At 63.8% G+C, this 17823-nt stretch carries 20 protein-coding genes; 15 read left to right on the top strand and 5 right to left on the bottom strand.

Features of this window, described 5'->3' with window-relative positions; genetic code table 11:
- Positions 1-225 precede the first annotated feature (225 nt).
- From NCT32_RS19960 to NCT32_RS19930, 7 genes are all read left to right on the top strand, one after another.
- Entirely contained in the window at positions 226-1200 is a 975-nt protein-coding gene (locus tag NCT32_RS19960; protein ID WP_061120726.1) for a LysR family transcriptional regulator, read from the top strand.
- The gene (locus NCT32_RS19955) at positions 1197-2129 is read left to right on the top strand and encodes a quinoprotein relay system zinc metallohydrolase 2 (protein ID WP_250490492.1); all 933 of its coding nucleotides are present in this window, start codon (positions 1197-1199) and stop codon (positions 2127-2129) included. The genes NCT32_RS19960 and NCT32_RS19955 overlap by 4 nt, the downstream gene beginning before the upstream one ends.
- Positions 2130-2149: 20 nt before the next feature.
- On the top strand, positions 2150-3016 hold the full coding sequence (locus NCT32_RS19950; protein ID WP_061120728.1) for a quinoprotein dehydrogenase-associated SoxYZ-like carrier: 867 nt from the start codon (positions 2150-2152) through the stop codon (positions 3014-3016).
- On the top strand, positions 3013-3945 hold the full coding sequence (locus NCT32_RS19945; protein WP_061120782.1) for an MBL fold metallo-hydrolase: 933 nt from the start codon (positions 3013-3015) through the stop codon (positions 3943-3945). Before NCT32_RS19950 ends, NCT32_RS19945 begins: the two co-directional genes overlap by 4 nt.
- Before the next feature lie 53 nt (positions 3946-3998).
- Positions 3999-4307 (top strand): EthD family reductase, encoded by a 309-nt coding sequence (locus tag NCT32_RS19940; RefSeq protein ID WP_061120729.1) that lies wholly within the window; start codon positions 3999-4001, stop codon positions 4305-4307.
- 190 nt (positions 4308-4497) lie between these two features.
- A complete protein-coding gene (locus NCT32_RS19935; protein ID WP_061120730.1) occupies positions 4498-5112 on the top strand; it encodes a TetR/AcrR family transcriptional regulator in 615 nt (204 codons plus the stop codon).
- Between the two features lie 71 nt (positions 5113-5183).
- Positions 5184-6407 (top strand): YbfB/YjiJ family MFS transporter, encoded by a 1224-nt coding sequence (locus NCT32_RS19930; RefSeq protein ID WP_061120783.1) that lies wholly within the window; start codon positions 5184-5186, stop codon positions 6405-6407.
- Here the strand turns inward: NCT32_RS19930 and NCT32_RS19925 are convergent.
- Together NCT32_RS19925 and NCT32_RS19920 are read right to left on the bottom strand one after the other, a co-directional pair.
- Positions 6404-7156, bottom strand: a complete 753-nt coding sequence (locus NCT32_RS19925; protein ID WP_409241537.1) for a Pr6Pr family membrane protein — start codon at positions 7154-7156, stop codon at positions 6404-6406. The genes NCT32_RS19930 and NCT32_RS19925 overlap by 4 nt on opposite strands.
- Positions 7157-7444: 288 nt before the next feature.
- Positions 7445-8833, bottom strand: a complete 1389-nt coding sequence (locus NCT32_RS19920) for a dihydrolipoyl dehydrogenase (protein WP_061120785.1) — start codon at positions 8831-8833, stop codon at positions 7445-7447.
- A 227-nt stretch (positions 8834-9060) separates the two neighbouring features.
- On the opposite strand from NCT32_RS19920, the gene phnC reads away from it, so the two are divergent.
- From phnC to phnE, 3 genes are all read left to right on the top strand, one after another.
- Positions 9061-9897 carry a phosphonate ABC transporter ATP-binding protein gene (phnC, locus tag NCT32_RS19915; RefSeq protein ID WP_061120731.1) on the top strand — a complete coding sequence of 279 codons (837 nt, stop codon included), beginning with the start codon at positions 9061-9063 and terminating at the stop codon, positions 9895-9897.
- Positions 9898-9930: 33 nt separating this feature from the next.
- Positions 9931-10902, top strand: a complete 972-nt coding sequence (gene phnD / locus NCT32_RS19910) for a phosphonate ABC transporter substrate-binding protein (protein ID WP_250477510.1) — start codon at positions 9931-9933, stop codon at positions 10900-10902.
- An 84-nt stretch (positions 10903-10986) separates the two neighbouring features.
- Complete coding sequence (phnE, locus tag NCT32_RS19905) at positions 10987-11721, top strand: phosphonate ABC transporter, permease protein PhnE (protein WP_250477514.1); 735 nt, start codon at positions 10987-10989, stop codon at positions 11719-11721.
- A gap of 104 nt (positions 11722-11825) precedes the next feature.
- Here the strand turns inward: phnE and phnN are convergent, their stop codons facing one another.
- Genes phnN through phnF form a run of 3 tightly spaced genes read right to left on the bottom strand, consistent with a single transcriptional unit; the run spans position 11826 to position 13830 of the window.
- The gene (phnN, locus tag NCT32_RS19900) at positions 11826-12386 is read right to left on the bottom strand and encodes a phosphonate metabolism protein/1,5-bisphosphokinase (PRPP-forming) PhnN (protein WP_061120734.1); all 561 of its coding nucleotides are present in this window, start codon (positions 12384-12386) and stop codon (positions 11826-11828) included.
- Positions 12383-13075 carry a DUF1045 domain-containing protein gene (locus NCT32_RS19895; protein WP_061120735.1) on the bottom strand — a complete coding sequence of 231 codons (693 nt, stop codon included), beginning with the start codon at positions 13073-13075 and terminating at the stop codon, positions 12383-12385. Before NCT32_RS19895 ends, phnN begins: the two co-directional genes overlap by 4 nt.
- Positions 13072-13830, bottom strand: a complete 759-nt coding sequence (phnF, locus tag NCT32_RS19890; RefSeq protein WP_061120736.1) for a phosphonate metabolism transcriptional regulator PhnF — start codon at positions 13828-13830, stop codon at positions 13072-13074. Before phnF ends, NCT32_RS19895 begins: the two co-directional genes overlap by 4 nt.
- A 163-nt stretch (positions 13831-13993) precedes the next feature.
- Here phnF and phnG point away from each other — a divergent pair, with 163 nt between their 5' ends.
- The 5 genes from phnG to phnK are packed head-to-tail and all read left to right on the top strand — an operon-like array spanning position 13994 to position 17814.
- Positions 13994-14476, top strand: a complete 483-nt coding sequence (phnG, locus tag NCT32_RS19885; RefSeq protein WP_061120737.1) for a phosphonate C-P lyase system protein PhnG — start codon at positions 13994-13996, stop codon at positions 14474-14476.
- Positions 14473-15096 carry a phosphonate C-P lyase system protein PhnH gene (phnH, locus tag NCT32_RS19880; RefSeq protein ID WP_061120738.1) on the top strand — a complete coding sequence of 208 codons (624 nt, stop codon included), beginning with the start codon at positions 14473-14475 and terminating at the stop codon, positions 15094-15096. The genes phnG and phnH overlap by 4 nt, the downstream gene beginning before the upstream one ends.
- A complete protein-coding gene (locus tag NCT32_RS19875; RefSeq protein ID WP_061120739.1) occupies positions 15096-16196 on the top strand; it encodes a carbon-phosphorus lyase complex subunit PhnI in 1101 nt (366 codons plus the stop codon). Before phnH ends, NCT32_RS19875 begins: the two co-directional genes overlap by 1 nt.
- A complete protein-coding gene (locus NCT32_RS19870) occupies positions 16193-17047 on the top strand; it encodes an alpha-D-ribose 1-methylphosphonate 5-phosphate C-P-lyase PhnJ (protein WP_061120740.1) in 855 nt (284 codons plus the stop codon). Before NCT32_RS19875 ends, NCT32_RS19870 begins: the two co-directional genes overlap by 4 nt.
- Entirely contained in the window at positions 17044-17814 is a 771-nt protein-coding gene (gene phnK / locus NCT32_RS19865; RefSeq protein ID WP_061120741.1) for a phosphonate C-P lyase system protein PhnK, read from the top strand. Before NCT32_RS19870 ends, phnK begins: the two co-directional genes overlap by 4 nt.
- Positions 17815-17823 lie beyond the last annotated feature (9 nt).

Genomic DNA, 17823 nt, shown 5'->3' with positions numbered 1-17823 from the left:
CAAGCTCCTTACTCAGCTCAACGCCATGATGCGCGATCGCACCCCCTGGAATCCCCCACATCACGATCACTTGTGACCCAGCACTTGACTCTCAATACAGTTGCTTTCTTTGCAGCAGCAAAGAAAGTGACCCCCGCCCCGGGGAGGGGCAGTGCTAATAGTCCGATACGAAATCAGGATTCCATAGAAGCCCAAGCGAACCCCAAGCTCCCCCAAAAACCCCTTGTGAATTTCATCCGTTCCCTAACCCTGCGCCAGCTACAAATCTTCGTGATAGCAAGCCGCTGTCCGAGCTTCGCACGCGCAGCCGAGGAACTGCACCTGACCCAGCCCGCAGTATCGATGCAAATCCGCCAATTGGAAGAAGCCATCGGTCTGCCGCTGTTCGAACGCGTAGCCCGCCGTCTCGCGCTGACGGAAGCCGGCGAGCGGCTCTCGCATCACGCAAGCCGGATACTCGGCGAAATCAAAGACGCCGAAGACGCGATGATGTCGCTCACGCAAGCCGACAGCGGCTCGATCGCGGTAAGCATCGTCAGCTCGGCGACATACTTCGCGCCCAAGCTGCTCGCGCTATATCGCCAGCAGTATCCGAAAGTCGATGTGCATTTCTCCGTCGGCAATCGCGAGACGCTCCTGCGTTTGCTGCAAGACAATGCGACCGACCTCGCCATCATGGGCCGGCCGCCGCCCGAGCTCGGCACCACGGCCGAGCCGCTTGCCTATCATCCGCATGTGATCGTTGCGCCGCTTTCGCATCCGTTGCGTCATGCGAAGGCCTTCGATCTCCAGGAACTCGCGAACGACACGTTCCTCCTGCGCGAGCCGGGATCAGGCACGCGTGCGGTCGCCGAGCATGTATTCCGGCAGAACCTTTTCGTGCCCGCGCGCAGCGTCACGCTCGGCAGCAACGAAACAATCAAGCAGGCCGTGATGGCGGGAATGGGCGTGAGCCTCATCTCGCTCCACACGCTTTTGCTCGAATTGCGCACTGACGAAATCGCCGTGCTCGACGTGAACGGCACGCCTGTCGAACGGACCTGGCAGCTCGTGCACTCACGCTCGAAACAACTTTCGCCGACCTGTCTCGCATTTCGTCGCTTCCTCCTCGAAAACGCGGAGCCGTTCCTCGAGCGCGAATACGCGCAGTTCGGCTTGCGCAGACCCAGACGCCTCGCCGAATCAGGCGGCGTCCGATGAGCGTCGCCTTCGCCTGGCGTCATGGCGTCTTCGTCATACTAATTGCAGGCGCAGCTATCGCGCATGGCGAGCCAGTGCTTTCGATCACCCAGATCGCGCCGGGCGATTACGCGCATCGCGGTCACGACGATATCGCGACGCCCGACAACGGCGGCGATATCGCGAACGTGGGCTTCATCGTCGGGACGCGCTGCGTCGCGGTGATCGACACGGGCGGCACGCTCGCCGAAGGCCGCGCGTTGCGCGCCGCGATACGCGCGGTCACGCCGCTGCCGGTTTGCTATGTCATCAACACGCACATGCATCCGGATCACATTTTCGGCAATGCGGCATTCAAGGACGATCATCCGCAGTTCGTCGGCAGCGTGGCGCTCGCGCAGGCCGAAGCCTCGCGTGCGGACAACTACATGCGCGCGCTGAACCGCGAGCTCGGCAGCGCGGCGGCGGGCAGCGAGATCGTCGCGCCGACGATGACGATCGACGGCGTCGGCACGCTCGACCTCGGCGGACGCACGCTCACGCTGCGCACATGGAAAACCGCGCATACCAACAACGATTTGACGGTATACGATGAGAAGAGCGGCACCTTGTGGACGGGCGATCTTTTGTTCGTGCGCTGCCTTCCCGTCGTCGATGGCAGCGTGACCGGCTGGCTCGACGATATTGCGCGCATTCGCCAGATGAATCCGCGTCATGTCGTGCCGGGGCACGGTCCGCTCGACCCGCCGTGGCGGCAATCGCTCGATGCCGAAGAACGCTATCTCGCCGATCTGGCGCGCGATGTGCGTGCGGCCATCAAGAAGGGCGAAACGATCCGGCAGGCCGTCGATGGTATCGGCATCGACGGGAAGGATGCGTGGCTCCTCGCCGACATCTATCACCGTCGCAATGTGACGGCCGCTTACGCGGAGCTCGAATGGGAGCAGTAGTGCAGCATTGGAGGGACATCATGAAGACAACATGGTCCGGCACTCGCGCGGTGACGGTCGCGACCCTCGCCGCCGCGCTCTTCGCGCCGTATGCCGCGCGAGCGGCGCAACCCGACGACGATCCTGAGAAAGTGGTGCGCTGGCTCGACTTCAAGGAAGGCACGTTCAAGGGCCGCGCGATCGACCCGCACGGCGATGCGGTCATCAAGCTCGATGCGCCCGCGCGCGCGGCGGATGCCGCCGTCGTGCCGATCGCGGTCAACGCGCAATTCCCCCAGACGCCCACGCATTACATCAGGAAGCTCTATCTTTTCATCGACGAGAATCCCGAGCCTTATGCGGGTTCGTTCGAGTTCACACCGGAATCGGGACTCGCGACGATCGAAACGCGCGTGCGCGTGGAGGACTACACGTTCATGCGTGTGATCGCCGAGACCAACGACGGCAAGCTCTATAGCGCAATTCGCTTCGTGAAGGCATCCGGCGGCTGCTCCGCGCCCGCCGACAAGGACGAGGACGCCGCCGAACGCACCGCGGGACAAGTCAGGATTCAGGCCGAAGGTCAGGCCGTCGCGGGCAAGCCCGAACTCGCGCAATTGATGGTGCGCCATCCGAATCGCACCGGCATGGCGATGAATCAGGTCACGCGCAACTACGCAACGGCGTATTTCATTCGCAAGGTCTCGGTCACGTATGCGGATAAACCCGTGATGATCGCGAATGTCAATTTCTCGATCAGCGAGAACCCGAATTTCCGCTTCTATTTCGTGCCGGGCGGCAGCGGCGAATTGAAAGCGCATATCGAGGATACGAAGAACAAGCAGTGGGACGGCGCCGTGGCGATCAGCGCGCAACCGGGCGGCGCGCAAACATCGGCGATGAAATGACGGCGAGCCGCTGGCGAGCGCTCGTTTGCATGCTGCTCTTCGCGTTGAGCACGCTCGCGCGCGCGGCGATGAGCGGCATGCCCGCGCCCGTCGCGATCGCGCCGGGCGTGTACGCGTTCCTTGGCGACAACGATGCGGTTGCGCCCGCGAATCACGGCATCGTCGCGAACAATGGCTTCATCGTCGGGCCGGAGGGCGTGACCGTGATCGACACGGGGGCGTCGTATCGCTATGGCCGCGCGATGATCGAAGCGATCCGCAAGATCACGCCGTTGCCGGTGAAGCTCGTCATCATCACGCATCAGGCGCCCGAGTTCGTGTTCGGCGCGGCCGCGTTCCGTGACGACGGCGTGCCGATCCTCGCACACGCGCGCGCCGCGCAACTGATCCGCGAGCGCTGCTCGATCTGCCTCGCCAATCTGCGCAAGACGCTCGGCGAAGATGAAATGGCCGGCTCGCGTGTGACGGTGCCCGACAAGACGGTGAACGGCACGACGGAAATAGAGAGCGGCGGGCGCCAGCTGCAATTGCTGCACTTCGGGCCCGCGAGCACGCCCGGCGACCTCGCCGTGCTCGACACGCAAAGCGGCGTGCTCTTCGCGGGCGGGCTCGTCTCGAACGGACGCATCCCCGAATTGCGCAACGAGCAGATTCCCGGCTGGCTCGCCGCGCTGGAAAACCTGCATGCCCTCGACCTGAAGACGGTTATTCCGGGCTTCGGCGCGCCCTTGCGAGGCGACGGCATCATGCGCACGGGCGACTATCTCCGCGAACTCGATGCAGCGGTGAAGCGAGCCTACAAGAACGGCGTCGGCCTCACCGAGGCGATGCATACCGTGCAAGTGCCCGCGTTCGAGCATGACAAGCTCTATGCGATCGCGCAGCCGCAGAACGTGCAGCGCATCTATCTTCAGCTCGAAAAGCAGTAAACCGTTGCCGCATCTTTCTCTCTAACGCCGTACAACCACCAGGAGACACGACGATGGCTCAGCTCGTAGCGCTATACAAGAACCCGTCCGACCCGAAAGCATTCGACGAATACTATGCTTCGACCCATGCGCCGCTTGCGAAGACGCTGCCGGGCTTGCGGCGCTACGAGATCAGCACCGGGCCGGTCGTGGCCGCGTCGGGCGATTCGCCCTATCACCTCGTCGCGCTGTTGCAGTTCGATTCGCTCGAAGCGATCCAGACCGCGCTCGGCTCGCCCGAAGGCCAGAAGACCGCCGGCGATCTCGCCAACTTCGCTCAGGCTGGCGTCGAGCTATTGATGTTCGATTCGAAAGAGGCCTGATACCGCTCACGCCTTCGGAGACGCAAGTGCGTCTTCCGAAGCGCATCGTCTTTCCTCGGTTCATTTCCCCGCAACGCATGACCCGCATCGCCGAATGGGGATGCTGCACGGTTTTGTATCCATCGATACAATACGTTCTGTATCAGCCGATATAAAACATCGGCCCCTTCGATTTCGATGGAGCAGCATCATGGCGCGACCGCGCAATTTCGACGAGGACAGCGTGCTCGATGCCGTTGCCGAAGCGTTCTGGACGCACGGCTACGAAGGCACGTCCACGCGCGACCTCGTGCAGTACACGGGGCTCACACAACCGAGTCTCTATAACGCTTTCGGCGACAAGCGCGCGCTCTTTCTGCGTGCGCTCGATCACTATCTCGAGCACACCTTGCGCGAGCGCATCCAGCGGCTCGAATCGTCGATGCCGCCTGACCGGGCCATTACCGCCTTCTTTCGCGAGATCGTCGAGCGTTCCGTGTCGGACGAACATCGGCGGGGCTGCATGCTGGTCAACGCGGCGCTCGGGATGTCGCCCGAAGACGAAGAATTTCGCGAACTCATCGCCGAAGAGATGTCGCTGATGCGAGCGTTCTTCGAGCGCTGCATGAAGGCTGGCCTGAAGAGCGGCGCCATCGAGCGCGTGATGTCCGCCGACGCCGCCGCCACCAGCCTCCTCGCGGTGCTGCTCGGCGTGCGCGTGCTGGCACGCGTCGATCCGAAGCCTGCGTTGCTGAGCAATGCCGTCGGACCGACGCTGGCGATGCTCAAGCTGCCGCCTCTCGGCCTGAGCGCCGGAAAGCGCTAAACCTCTCGCACCTTTTTTACGTCACTTTGTCCGGCCGCGTGCACGCGCACCTGGCCGCAGGAGTCGTCATCATGTCGGATCAAACGGTATCGCCTATTCGCAGCGGTCAGCACACTTCGCTCGATGCCCGCGCGCTTTTCGCGATGCTCGCGGGCTTTTGCGCGAGTCTCGTCGCGATCGGGCTCGCGCGCTTCGCTTACACGCCGCTCATTCCGCCGCTCATCGAAGCGCACTGGTTCACGTCATCGCAAGCGGTGACGCTCGGTGCTGCGAATTTCGCGGGATATTTCGCAGGCGCGATTTTCGGCCGCGCGATTGCCCGGGCATTCACCAATCGACACGCGCTGCGCCTCTTGATGGCGATCGCAACGGCCGCGTTCTTTGCGTGCGCGTTTCCGCTATCGATCGCGTGGTTCTTCGCATGGCGCTTTCTGTCGGGCTTGTCCGGCGGCGCGATCATGGTGCTCGTCGCAACGACGATCCTGCCGCATATCCCGCCCGCGCGTCGCGGCTTCGCAAGCGGAATGATCTTTATCGGGCTGGGCTTCGGTATCGCGGCATCGGGCACGCTGATTCCAAGGCTCCTGCATCACGGCCTGCACGATACGTGGATGGGTCTCGGCATGTTCTCGCTCGCGCTAACCGCAGTCGCGTGGTTCGGCTGGCCTGCGGCCAATGCGCCCGCCGTGGCTGCGCAAGCCGCCACGATGCAAGCCGATGCGCTCGGCGGCGCGCGTTTGCGGCTCCTGTACGCGCAATACGCGGCGAATGCACTCGGTCTCGTGCCCGTGATGATTCTGCTCGTCGATTGCATCGCGCGTGGCTATGGACGCGGCGCCGAAGTGGGCGCGAGCTATTGGGTGCTATATGGCGTCGCGGCGATCTTCGGGCCGCTCATCTGCGGGAATGCGGGCGATCGCATCGGCTTCGGCATGGCGTACCGGTTCGTGCTGGCGCTGCAGGCGGGCGCAGTGGCGTTGCTGGCGCTATGCGCGAATCCGTATGTGATCGGTGTCGCGACCGTCGCGCTCGGCGTCTCCACGACGGGCATCGTGCCGCTCGCGCTCGGCCGCGTGCATGAGCTCCTGCCGCACGATCATGTCGAGCAGCGCGCGGCGTGGAGCCGGGCGACATCGGCATTCGCGCTGTGCCAGGCGCTCGCGGGATATGGCTATTCGTTCCTCTTCTCGCATACGCATAACGACTACGCGCTGATCTTCGCGTGCGGTGCCTTTGCACTGGCAGTCGCGTTCGTCGCGGACCTCATCGTGAACCGCAAGCGAGTCGAAGCCTAATCGATCCGGCCGGAGGACGAGTCGCCGGATTCGGTCTCCGGATCGGTCACGCTCAGGTCTTCGCGCCGATGATTGATCGCGAGAAATACGCTCATCAACACGAGAAACGCGACGACGAGCATCGCGGCATTAATGAGCACGCGCTCATAGCCGAGTTCCGTGACGTTGATGAATGGATAGGGATAGAAATCGGAAAGTCTTCCGCGCCATAACGTGATGCAGAGATAAGACAGCGGATAGACGAGCCAGAGCGCACATCGTCGCAATGACAGATGAAAACGCGGCACGAATAAAAACCAGTACAACGCCGCGAGTGCGGGCACGATCGTATGCAGCGATTCATTGACGAGCGCGCGATAACCTGAAGGCGTCCAGAGATATCGCAGCAACGCGTTATAGGCTATCCCGACGAACACGATATACACGACGATCGCCGTAATCACTGTGGGCCTGCGAAAAAATCGCGCGATGGGGAAGTGCGCGCGTGTCGCGACGCATGTGAAGCAAAGTGCGGTCAGCAGTACGGTGACGTTCGTCAGATAGCTGCTCATGCGAGCGATGCCATCGAACACGGTGAAGCCGCGATGCACCACGCGCGCGATGGTGATATCCGTTTGCGCGGCGAACGCGAGCCACGCGATCATCGCGATGGCTGCGGCGAGCGCGAGCGACGCGGTGCTCGGCGTGTGAAGCGGCAACTCGGGCTCTTGCCGCGGCGGTGTGGGAGATGCATTCGGCATGAGGCCCATTTTACGTGTGCGGCAGTCGTGATCGGCAATGCGGCAGCATTCGGGGTGCATGCTGCGCAAGTTAGCGCCCGCGATAGCTCGTTTGCGCTCGCGCCGCTAGAGCGGGATCGAATCAGATCGGATTACTTTCATATTACGAGATATTGAAAGGAGGAAGACTTTCGGGCGTCGCGGCGCCCGGGTCCGGTGCGCAGGTGAGGTCCGCGCAGCGCGTCAAACAACACGACGTAATTCCTCTTTACGCACTGCGTCCATGACCGGGCCACCAACGCCTTCCGAATCGAACCTTCAGCCAAGCTTGCCTACCGCATCCCGCAACGCCGTCCGCAGCCCCTCCTCAACCACCGGATGATAAAACGGCATCCGCAACATCTCATCGACGGTAAGCGTCATTTGCAAAGCCCACGCAAGCAGATGCGCAATATGCTCCGCATCCGGCCCGATCCATTCCGCGCCGACGAAGCGGCGGCTCGCGCGATCGACATACACGTGCATCAGCCCGCGATTCCTGAGCATCACGCGGCTGCGCCCTTGATCCTCGAAGCTCACTTCGCCCGTCACGAAAGTGCCTTGCTTTAGGTCCACGTAACGCGCACCGACCATCGCAATGCCCGGATCCGTGAACGCAATCGCGATCGGCGCGCGCCGCTCGACCGCCACGACATGCGGATAACGCGCTGCATTCGTCCCTGCGGCGCGACCTTCGTCGGCGGCTTCGTGAAGCAGGGGCAGCACGCCGTTCGCATCGCCCGCGATGAATACCGGATGCGTGCCCGCCTGCAAGGTCAGCGCATCATGGAGCGGCGATCCATCGTCATCGAGTGCGAGGGACGTGTCGTGCAGACCAAGCCCGCCGACATTCGGCTTGCGTCCCGCGGCCACGAGCACATAGTCGAACGTGTCCTCGATCAGCTCCCCGGCACCGGAGACATAACGCAGGCGCACCTCATCGCCTTCGCGCAAAGCGGCTTCGACTTGCGCACGCGGCTCGAAATGAAGCGCTTCTGCGAATACACGTTCGGCATAGCCGCGCACATCCGGATCGCTCAAGGGCCCGACGCGTCCGCGCGCACCCAATACCGATACCCGCACGCCGAGCCGCGCCAGCGCCTGACCCAGTTCCAGCCCGATGACACCCGCGCCGATCACCGCGACGCGCTTCGGCAGGTCGTCCCATGCGAACACGTCGTCGTTGATGACCGCGCGATCGCCGAGCGCGCGATACATCGCGGGCATGACGGGGCTCGATCCGGTCGCGATCACGACGCTCTTCGCGTGCACTCGCGTGTGCTCGCCCACTTGCAGCAAGTTGTCGTCGATGAAACGCGCATAGCCGATGAGCTTGTCCGCATCGGGCATCGCATCGACACCCGCAACGACGAAGCCCACGAAGCGATCGCGCTCACGCTTCACGCGCGCCATCACCTCGCGCCCGTCGATAAGCACCGCGCCGTCGATATGCACGCCGAATGCATCGGCGTGAGTCGCGTGATACGCCGCGTCGGCCGCAGCGATGAGCAGCTTCGAAGGCATACATCCGACGCGCGCACACGTCGTTCCGTGCGCGCCGCCTTCGATGAGAATCGCCGAGGCGCCCGCCGCCTTCGCCGCGCGATACGCGGAAAGTCCCGCGCTGCCCGCGCCGATGATGGCGACATCCGTATGGATCGTGTTCATGATGAAGTCCCGAATGGTTGTTGCATTTGCAACCATCATGACGCGCGCCACACGAAACGCGAATGCTCGTTCGGATCGATTTCCTGCTCGATCGTCTCAGACGACGGCGCGATGAAGTCATGTATTCATCTAGACGTCTCATGCGCGTCACTGTCTCGTCATGTTCGCTTCCTAGAATCTCCCGAACGTTTCAGCGCGCCGTTTGAGCGCGCCCATCGAGGGAAGCTATGGACGCAATTCGCATCGAGCGTCTCACCAAGACGTTCGGAAACGGCCGCAAGGCGCTCGATTCCGTCGATCTGCGCGTGGAGGAGGGCGAAATGGTCGCGCTCATCGGCGCATCGGGGTCCGGCAAATCGACGCTCCTGCGGCACATCGCGGGCTTCACGGCATCCGACCCCGCGCCATCGCACGTCACGTTGCTCGGCCGGCCGATCCAGCAGAACGGCAGGATCGTGCGCGAAGTGCGCCCGATCCGCCGCGACGTCGCCTTCGTGTTTCAGCAATTCAATCTAGTCGGACGCCTTTCGGTGCTGACCAACGTGCTGATCGGCGCGTTGTCGCGCGTATCGCTGTGGCGGCGTCTCGCGGGCCGCTTCCCGCGCGGCGAGCGCTCGCTCGCGATGGAATCGCTCACCGCGATGGGCATCGGCGAGCACGCATTCGAGCGCGCGAGCAATCTGTCCGGCGGCCAGCAGCAACGCGCCGCACTGGCCCGCGCGCTCGTGCAGCGCGCGCGCATCGTGCTCGCCGATGAGCCCATCGCATCGCTCGATCCCGAATCGGCGCGCCGCGTCATGGAGTTGATGCAGGCGCTCAATCGCGAGCACGGCCTGACGGTCGTCGTGTCGCTGCATCAGATCGATGTGGCGATGAAGTACTGCCCGCGCACGATCGCGTTGCGCGATGGCCGCGTCGTGTTCGACGGCGCGAGCGAGCGCCTCACGTCCGCCGTGCTGCGCGAGCTGTACGGCTCGTCGGCGGACGAACTGCTCACGCATCGCAGCGCGCCGAGCGCGCACACGCAAGCTTCGCAGGCATTCGCCTCGGCCGCGGGCGTTTAAGTTTCGAACCGAACATCAACCCTGGATCGCATCATGAAAACAGCCCGTCTCTTCCTGGCCGGCGCCGCGCTCGCGTCTTGCCTTCTGACGCAGACCGTTCTTGCCGAGACGATCAACTTCGGCATCATCTCCACCGATTCGTCCGCCGCGCTCAAGCAGCGCTGGCAGCCGCTCATCGACGATCTGAACAAGCAGACCGGCCTCGACGTGAAGGCGTATTTCGCGACCGACTATGCGGGCATCATCGAGGCGATGCGCTTCAACAAGGTGCAGATCGGCTTCTTCGGGAATGCTTCGGCGATCGAAGCCGTCGATCGTTCGAATGGCGAAGTCTTCGCGAAAGTGAAGTACAAGAACGGCGAAGCGGGCTATTACTCGCTGCTCATCACGAACGCGAACAGCAAGTGGAAGTCGCTCGATCAGGTGCTGAAGAACACGAAGGACATCAATCTCGGCTTCGGCGATCCGAACTCCACGTCGGGCACGCTCGTGCCTTCGTACTATCTGTTCGCGAAGAACGGTATCAATGCGAAGCGCGCGTTCAAGAGCGTGTTGCCGTCGAGTCATGAGGCGAACATGCTCGCGGTCGTGAACGACAAGATCGACGTCGCGACCAACAACACCGACATGCTCGACACCATCAAGAAGCAGCATCCGGAGCTGTATCCGAAGGTGCGCGTGCTGTGGAAGTCGCCGCTGATCCCGTCCGACCCGCTCGTGTGGCGCCGCGATCTGCCGCAGGCGACGAAGGAAAAGCTGCGCAGCTTCTTCGATCACTACGCTGAAAAGGATCCGCGCGAGCAGGCGGTGATGGCTTCGATATCGGGTTATTCGGGCTTCGCGGATTCGTCGAACGCGCAGCTCGTGCCCATTCGTCAGATGTCACTCTTTCAGAAGAAGGAGCAGGTGCAGAACGATGCGCATCTCGACGCCGCCGACAAGGAAGCGCAGCTCGCAGCGCTCGATCAGAAGATCGCCGCGCTCGACAGCACGGCGGCGAAGTAAATGAAGCCGCTCGACGTAGCCACGTTCGAGGCCGGCGTCGTCCGGCCCATCACGACGAGCGCACCCAGGCGAAGCTGGACGTCGATGCTCGGCTGGATCGTCGTCATCGCCGTGCTCGGGCTGTCATGGAAAAGCGCGGACATGCGTCCGCTCGATCTGCTCGGCGCATCGGGCAACATGAGCGAGTTCGCACGCGACTTCTTTCCACCCGACTTCACGGAATGGCGCACGTATGCGCATGAAATGATCGTGACGCTCGCGGTCGCGGTGTGGGGCACGGCGCTCGCGCTGGTTTGCGCAGTGCCGTGCGGCTTGCTTTCGGCGCAGAACATCGCGCCCGCGTGGGTCTCGCAACCGGTGCGACGTTTGATGGACGCGTGCCGCGCGATCAACGAAATGGTCTTCGCGATGCTCTTCATCGTCGCGGTCGGGCTCGGTCCGTTCGCCGGCGTGCTCGCGCTTTGGGTGCATACGACGGGCGTGCTCGCGAAGCTTTTCGCGGAAGCGGTCGAGGCCGTCGATTCGAGGCCCGCCGAAGGCGTGCGCGCCACCGGCGCGAGCAGTCTCGATGAAATCGTCTACGGCGTGCTGCCGCAGGTGTTGCCGTTGTGGATCTCGTTCGCGCTGTATCGCTTCGAGTCGAACGTGCGCTCCGCGATGGTCGTCGGCATGGTGGGCGCGGGCGGGATCGGCGTCGTGCTCTATGAGGCGATCCGCTCGTTCAACTATGCGCAGACATGCGCGGTGATGCTGATCGTCATCGTGATCGTGTCGCTGATCGACCTCGTATCCGGCTGGGTGCGCGAGCGCGTGATCTGAGCTGCGTCACGACATCAGGACGTGGCGGCATTTGCGTGTCTGCCTCAAAATTCCTCGGCCACCGTGAATTGTCCCGTCGCGGAAGAGAGAAGGGCGCGGTGAGCCTAGACGCGGCCCGCGACCGCGAGCACGTCGAGGAATTGCGTGCCGGCGTCGGCGAGCATGCCGGAATTGTCGATGTTCACGACGCGCGCGTGCGACGGCAATTCGAACGCGGGGCGGCGCGCAAGCCGCGCTTCGATCTGCCGCGCATCCTCGCGTCCGCGGCGCGCGAGACGCGCGGCCAGGACCGAAGGCGTTGCATCGATATGCACGAAGCGCGCGTCGGGATAACGGTCGAGCGCGAGTCCCGCGTGCTGCCGCGAACCGTTCACGACGACGGGCATGCCGCGCGCAAGCCACGCATCCAGTTCGATGCCGATGCCGTAGCGCAGCCCGAGGCTCGTCCAATGCATCGCGAAGAGGCCATATGAAAGCCTCGAAGTGAACTCGTCATGCGACAGCGCGATATGGTTCTCCCCTTCCCCGACCGCGCGCGTGATGTAGCGATGCGCGAACATCACCTGCGCGCCGATGCGTTCGCGCGCGAAGCCGAGCAAAGAGTCCTTGCCCGCGCCCGATGGTCCCATCACGTAGATCAGTTTCGAGCTATCGACTTCGGTCATGCCACATCCTGTGCGTTGTTGAACGGCAGGCGCTGCCACAGCGTGAAGGCCGCGCCCGGCTCGGGTTCGATGAAAAGCGCCGCGCCGTGCACCGGCAGCGGGCCGAGCGCATCGATGCGCCGCATCCATTCCGACACGATCGACGCGCGCGCGTTCGCGTCGTCGAGCGAATCTGAAAGCGTCATGTGAAAGCGATATTCGTCGAAGACATACGGATAGCCCCATGCGCGCAGAAGCTCGACCTGGCGCGCGCTCATGTCCTCGTGAATGCGCCGTTCGAGGCTTTCAGGCGAAGGCGTGGCGCGTAGCCCGGAAAGCGCCTGCAGGGCACTGGCGGCGAGCGTGCGAAGCGTCGCGTCGTCGCTGGCTTCGGCGGGCCGCAGCGCGACGAAGCGGCCCAGTTCGGCCGCCTTGACGCGCATCTCGAAGCGCGGCACTGCGCTTGCCCATGCGCGAGCGCACGCGAGCACGTCCGCGAGTTCGATGCCGGGGGCCATGTGGAAGGGCGCGACGAGCGTCGCGTGCCAGCCGTAACGGCGCGGCGCATGCGTGACGTCATGAACGGCCGTCGCGGTCTCGCGTCCGTTCTCGGGATCGCGCCCGAGCCACTCGCAACCGTCGCGCCACCATGCGGAGGAGGCGGGCGGGGCGTAATAGAGCGCCACGCGCGGATGGGCGGCAACGCTCATAGATCGTGCTCGACCATCAACTGCACGCGGTCCGCCGCGAAATGCGTGATGCCGTATTTGATCGGCACGCCGTTCTCGTCGACATCGACGTTCTCGACCCACAGCACCGGCTGCTGACGATTGATCTGCAAGCGCCGCGCCACGTCCGACGAAGGAAGCACGCTGCCGATGCGGCTCCATTTGCGCGTGTAGTCCTTCACGCCGAACTTCGCAAGCGCAGCGCTGATGCCGCCCGCCGCTTCGATCGACGCGGGCAGATCGTTGAAGCGCGTGGCCGGATACCAGTTACGCGCGTAAGTCATCGGGATGCCGTCGGAATCGTGGCGCGTTTCGATCTGATAGACGAGCGTGCCCGCGCGCACGCCGAGTGCCTTCGCGACGGCCGGATCGGCCTTCACGCGCTCCGAGCTCAACACGACGCCCGCCGACGTGTGCTTCTGGCGGCGCAGGTTCTCCGTGAAGCGCGTGCGGCGTCCGATCTGATAGTCGATCGCGCCCGGCTGCACGAACGTGCCGCGCCCCTGCTCGACGCTGACGAGGCCCGTCGCGGCGAGCCGAAGCATCGCGCGGCGCACGGTATGACGGTTCACGTCGAAGCGCCTGGCGAGTTCGGCCTCGCTCGGCAGACGTCCTTCGTCGCCGAAGCTCTTTGCGGCGATCTCCGCGGCGAGGATCTGCTCGATCTGCCGCCAGACCGCAACCCCCGCGCCGCGCTCGACCGCATGGAGAGGCGCGGCATTTTCGCTGGATGTCATGGCGCTGTCATTCCTGTCGGTTTGAATATCGTTCTTCCGGATTGTAGTGCGCAACTCGTGATGGAAATGTGAAAAGCCTCACTACACGACCAAACGTCTAGACGACTAGATAAGGCGACGAGTAGCATAGGACGGCCGGATCCTTTCGAACATAGGGAAAGCGATGAGTAATTCAATGGAGTCGCGGAACGCTTTCGGCCGCCGTGAATGGATGGCGGTGCTCGCGCGCACGCCGCGCGACGCGCTGAAACAGGCGCTCGATGCGGCGCTCGAAGGCGCGAAGGTGCCCGCTTATGTGTGGCTGCGCGCGCCGGACATCGGGCTTGCGATGGTGCGCGGGCGCATCGGCGGCACGGGCGATGCGTTCAATCTCGGCGAGACGACCGTCACGCGCGCCACGCTGCGTCTCGTGCTCGACGACGGCAGCGCGCCGGTCGGCGTCGCGGTACACATGGGCCGCGACAAGGAGCGCGCAACGCTCGCCGCGCTCGCCGACGCGCTCCTGCAGATGCCCCGCTATGCGGACAAGTTGCAGACGCAACTGGTTGCACCGCTGGCCGCACGCATCGCCGATGAGCGGCGTCGCAAGGAAGCCGAAGCGGCCGCGACCAAGGTCGAATTTTTCACGATGGTGAGAGGCGAATGATGCAGATCGACATGACCCGGCTCGTGCCCGGCTTCAACGACACGGTGCACGACGCGCAGCGCGTGTTCCGCGCGTTGCTCGATGCGCTGTCGCGCCCGGGCAGCATCGTCGCGATCGATGCCGCGTTGCCGAACAATCACGCAATGCGCGATGCGCTCGCCGCACGCGTGCCGCTCGCGGCGTTCGCGTCGCTGCTCGCGCTGACGGATTATTCGACGCCGGTTTTCATCGAGCGCGAAGACGGCGTGCTGGGCGACGCCCTGCGTTTTCACGCGAGCGCGACCTTGACGCGCGATCGCCGCGCGGCCGCGTTCGCCTATATCGACGATGCGCGCGACATGCCTTCGCTCGATACGTTTTCGCACGGCGATCCCGAATCGCCCGAGGACTCCGCGACGTTGTTCATTCGCGTGCCCTCGTTGACCGAAGGCGAACCGCTTGCATGGCGCGGTCCCGGCATCGCGGCGTCGCGCACGGTGGGCATTGCGGGATTGTCGCGCGAGTTCTGGCGCGAGCGCGCGGCGCTCACCGCGCTCTTTCCTTGCGGCATCGATTGCTACTTCGTCGCGGGCGGCTCGCTCGTCGGCCTGCCGCGCACGACGCACGTGGAGGTGAGCTGATGTACGTCGCGGTCAAGGGTGGTGAACGCGCCATCGAACGGTCATGGGACGTGCTCGCGAAAAAGCGTCGTGGCGATGTCGCCGTGCCCGAGCTTTCCGTCGCGCAGATTCGCGAGCAGATGCGTCTTGCCGTCGCGCGCGTGATGACTGAAGGCTCCGTCTACGACGAAGACCTCGCCGCGCTCGCCATCAAGCAGGCGGCGGGCGATCTCGTCGAAGCGATCTTCCTGCTGCGCGCCTATCGCACGACATTGCCGCGCTTCGGCTACACGCTGCCGATCGACACGGAAGCCATGTGCGTCGAGCGCCGCATCTCGGCGGCGTTCAAGGACATTCCCGGCGGCCAGATGCTGGGCGGTACCTACGACTACACTCAGCGCCTGCTCGATTTCACCTTGCTCGCCGAAGGCGAACAAGTTGGCGATGCAACTATCGCGGCGAAGGCTTCCGGCGAAAGCGCGATGCCGCGCGTGCTGTCCATGCTCGACAAGGAAGGCCTCATCGAGCAGGAACGTTCGCACGAGAACGCGCCGCCACCGGGCGATCTGTCGCGCGAGCCGCTGTCGTTTCCCGCCGATCGCTCGACGCGCCTGCAAAACCTCGCGCGCGGCGACGAAGGCTTTCTGCTCGCGGTCGGCTATGCGACGCAGCGCGGCTATGCGCACAGTCATCCGTTCGCGGGCGAGATCCGTCACGGCGAAGTGGCGGTGGAGATGGTCGTCGATGAGCTGGGCTTCGCGGTCGAGATCGGCGATATCGAAGTGACCGAGTGTCAGATGATCAACCAGTTCGCGGGCAGCGGCGATGTGCCGCCGACGTTCACGCAAGGCTATGGCCTCGCCTTCGGTCATTCGGAGCGCAAGGCGATGGCGATGGCGCTCGTGGACCGCGCATTGCGCGCGGAAGAACTGGGTGAGTCCGTTGCTTCGCCCACGCAGGATGCCGAGTTCGTGCTGTACCACAGCGATAACGTGGAAGCGTCCGGTTTCGTGCAACACCTGAAATTGCCGCATTACGTCGATTTCCAGTCCGAGCTGGAGCTGCTTCGCCGCCTGCGTGCGGCGCATGGCGCGGATGACAACAAGGAGAATGCGGCATGAACGCACTCACCGAAGGCTATAACTTCGCGTACCTCGACGAGCAGACCAAACGCATGATTCGCCGTGCGCTGCTCAAGGCGGTGGCGGTGCCGGGTTATCAGGTGCCGTTCGCGTCGCGCGAAATGCCGCTTCCGTATGGATGGGGCACGGGCGGCTTGCAGGTGACGTCGGCGATCATCGGCGAGAGCGATACGTTGAAAGTTATCGATCAAGGCTCCGACGAGACGACGAACGCGGTGAACATCCGCCGCTTCTTCGCGCGCACCGCGGGCGTGGCGACCACCACGCGCACGGCGGAGGCGACCATCGTGCAGACGCGCCACCGCATTCCGGAGACGCCGCTGACGGACAAGCAGATCATCGTCTATCAGGTGCCGATGCCCGAGCCGCTGTTCCGTCTCGAACCGCGCGTGACGGAGTGCAGAAAGCTCCACGCGCTCGCGGACTATGGCCTCATCAACGTGAAATATTATGAGGATATCGTGCAGCACGGCAGCATTGCGACGACTTACGATTATCCGGTGCTGGTGAACGACCGCTATCTCACATCGCCCTCGCCGATCCCGAAGTTCGACAACCCGAAGATGCACATGAACCCTGCATTGCAACTCTTCGGCGCTGGCCGCGAACGGCGCATCTATGCGATACCGCCTTATACGAAAGTGAAGAGCCTGGATTTCGAGGATCATCCGTTCAGCGTGCAGAAGTGGGAGCACGCGTGCGCGCTGTGCGGTTCGCATGAAAGCTTTCTCGACGAGATGATCGTCGACGATCAGGGCACGCGCATGTTCGTCTGCTCCGACAGCGATTACTGCCATAGCCGTCGCGACGACGAAGAGGTCGCGCAATGAACGCACTGCTGAAGGCGACGCGCCTCACGAAGCGTTATGACGGACGCGGCGGTTGTGTCGATATCGATCTCGAGGTCTATCCGGGCGAGGTGCTGTGCATCGTCGGCGAATCGGGCTCGGGCAAATCGACCTTGCTGAATGCGCTCGCGTTGCGCAGCGAAATAGACGGCGGCGCGCTCACCTACACCACGCGCGAAGGGGAGGCGCTCGATCTATCGACGCTTGCCGAAGCACGCAAGCGTCTTCTGTCGCGCACCGAATGGGGCTTCGTGCACCAGAACGCACGCGACGGCCTGCGCCGCAACGTATCCGCGGGCGCGAACATCGGCGAGCCGTTGATGGCGATCGGCGCGCGTCACTACGGACGGTTGCGCGAAACTGCCGCCGACTGGATGAGCCGCGTCGAACTGGATGCGGCGCGCATCGACGAATTGCCTTCGGCGTTTTCGGGCGGCATGCAACAGCGCTTGCAGATCGCGCGTAATCTGGTGACGGGGCCGCGCCTCGTGTTCATGGACGAGCCGACCGCCGGCCTCGATGTATCCGTGCAGGCGCGCCTGCTCGACCTGCTGCGCACGTTGACGAGCAAGCTGCATCTCGCCGCGGTGATCGTCACGCACGACATCGGCGTCGCGCGTCTGCTCGCGCATCGGCTGATGGTGATGAAGGACGGGCGCGTCGTCGAGAGCGGTCTTACGGACCAGGTGCTCGATGATCCGCAACATCCTTACACACAGACGCTCGTCGCGTCCGTGCTGCCCGTTTGAGGTGCGACA

The organism is Caballeronia sp. INML2, assembly GCF_023631365.1.
Taxonomy (GTDB): Bacteria; Pseudomonadota; Gammaproteobacteria; order Burkholderiales; family Burkholderiaceae; genus Caballeronia; species Caballeronia turbans.
The sequence above is the reverse complement of the archived record's forward strand: the minus strand, read 5'-3'. Positions and strand labels throughout refer to the sequence as shown.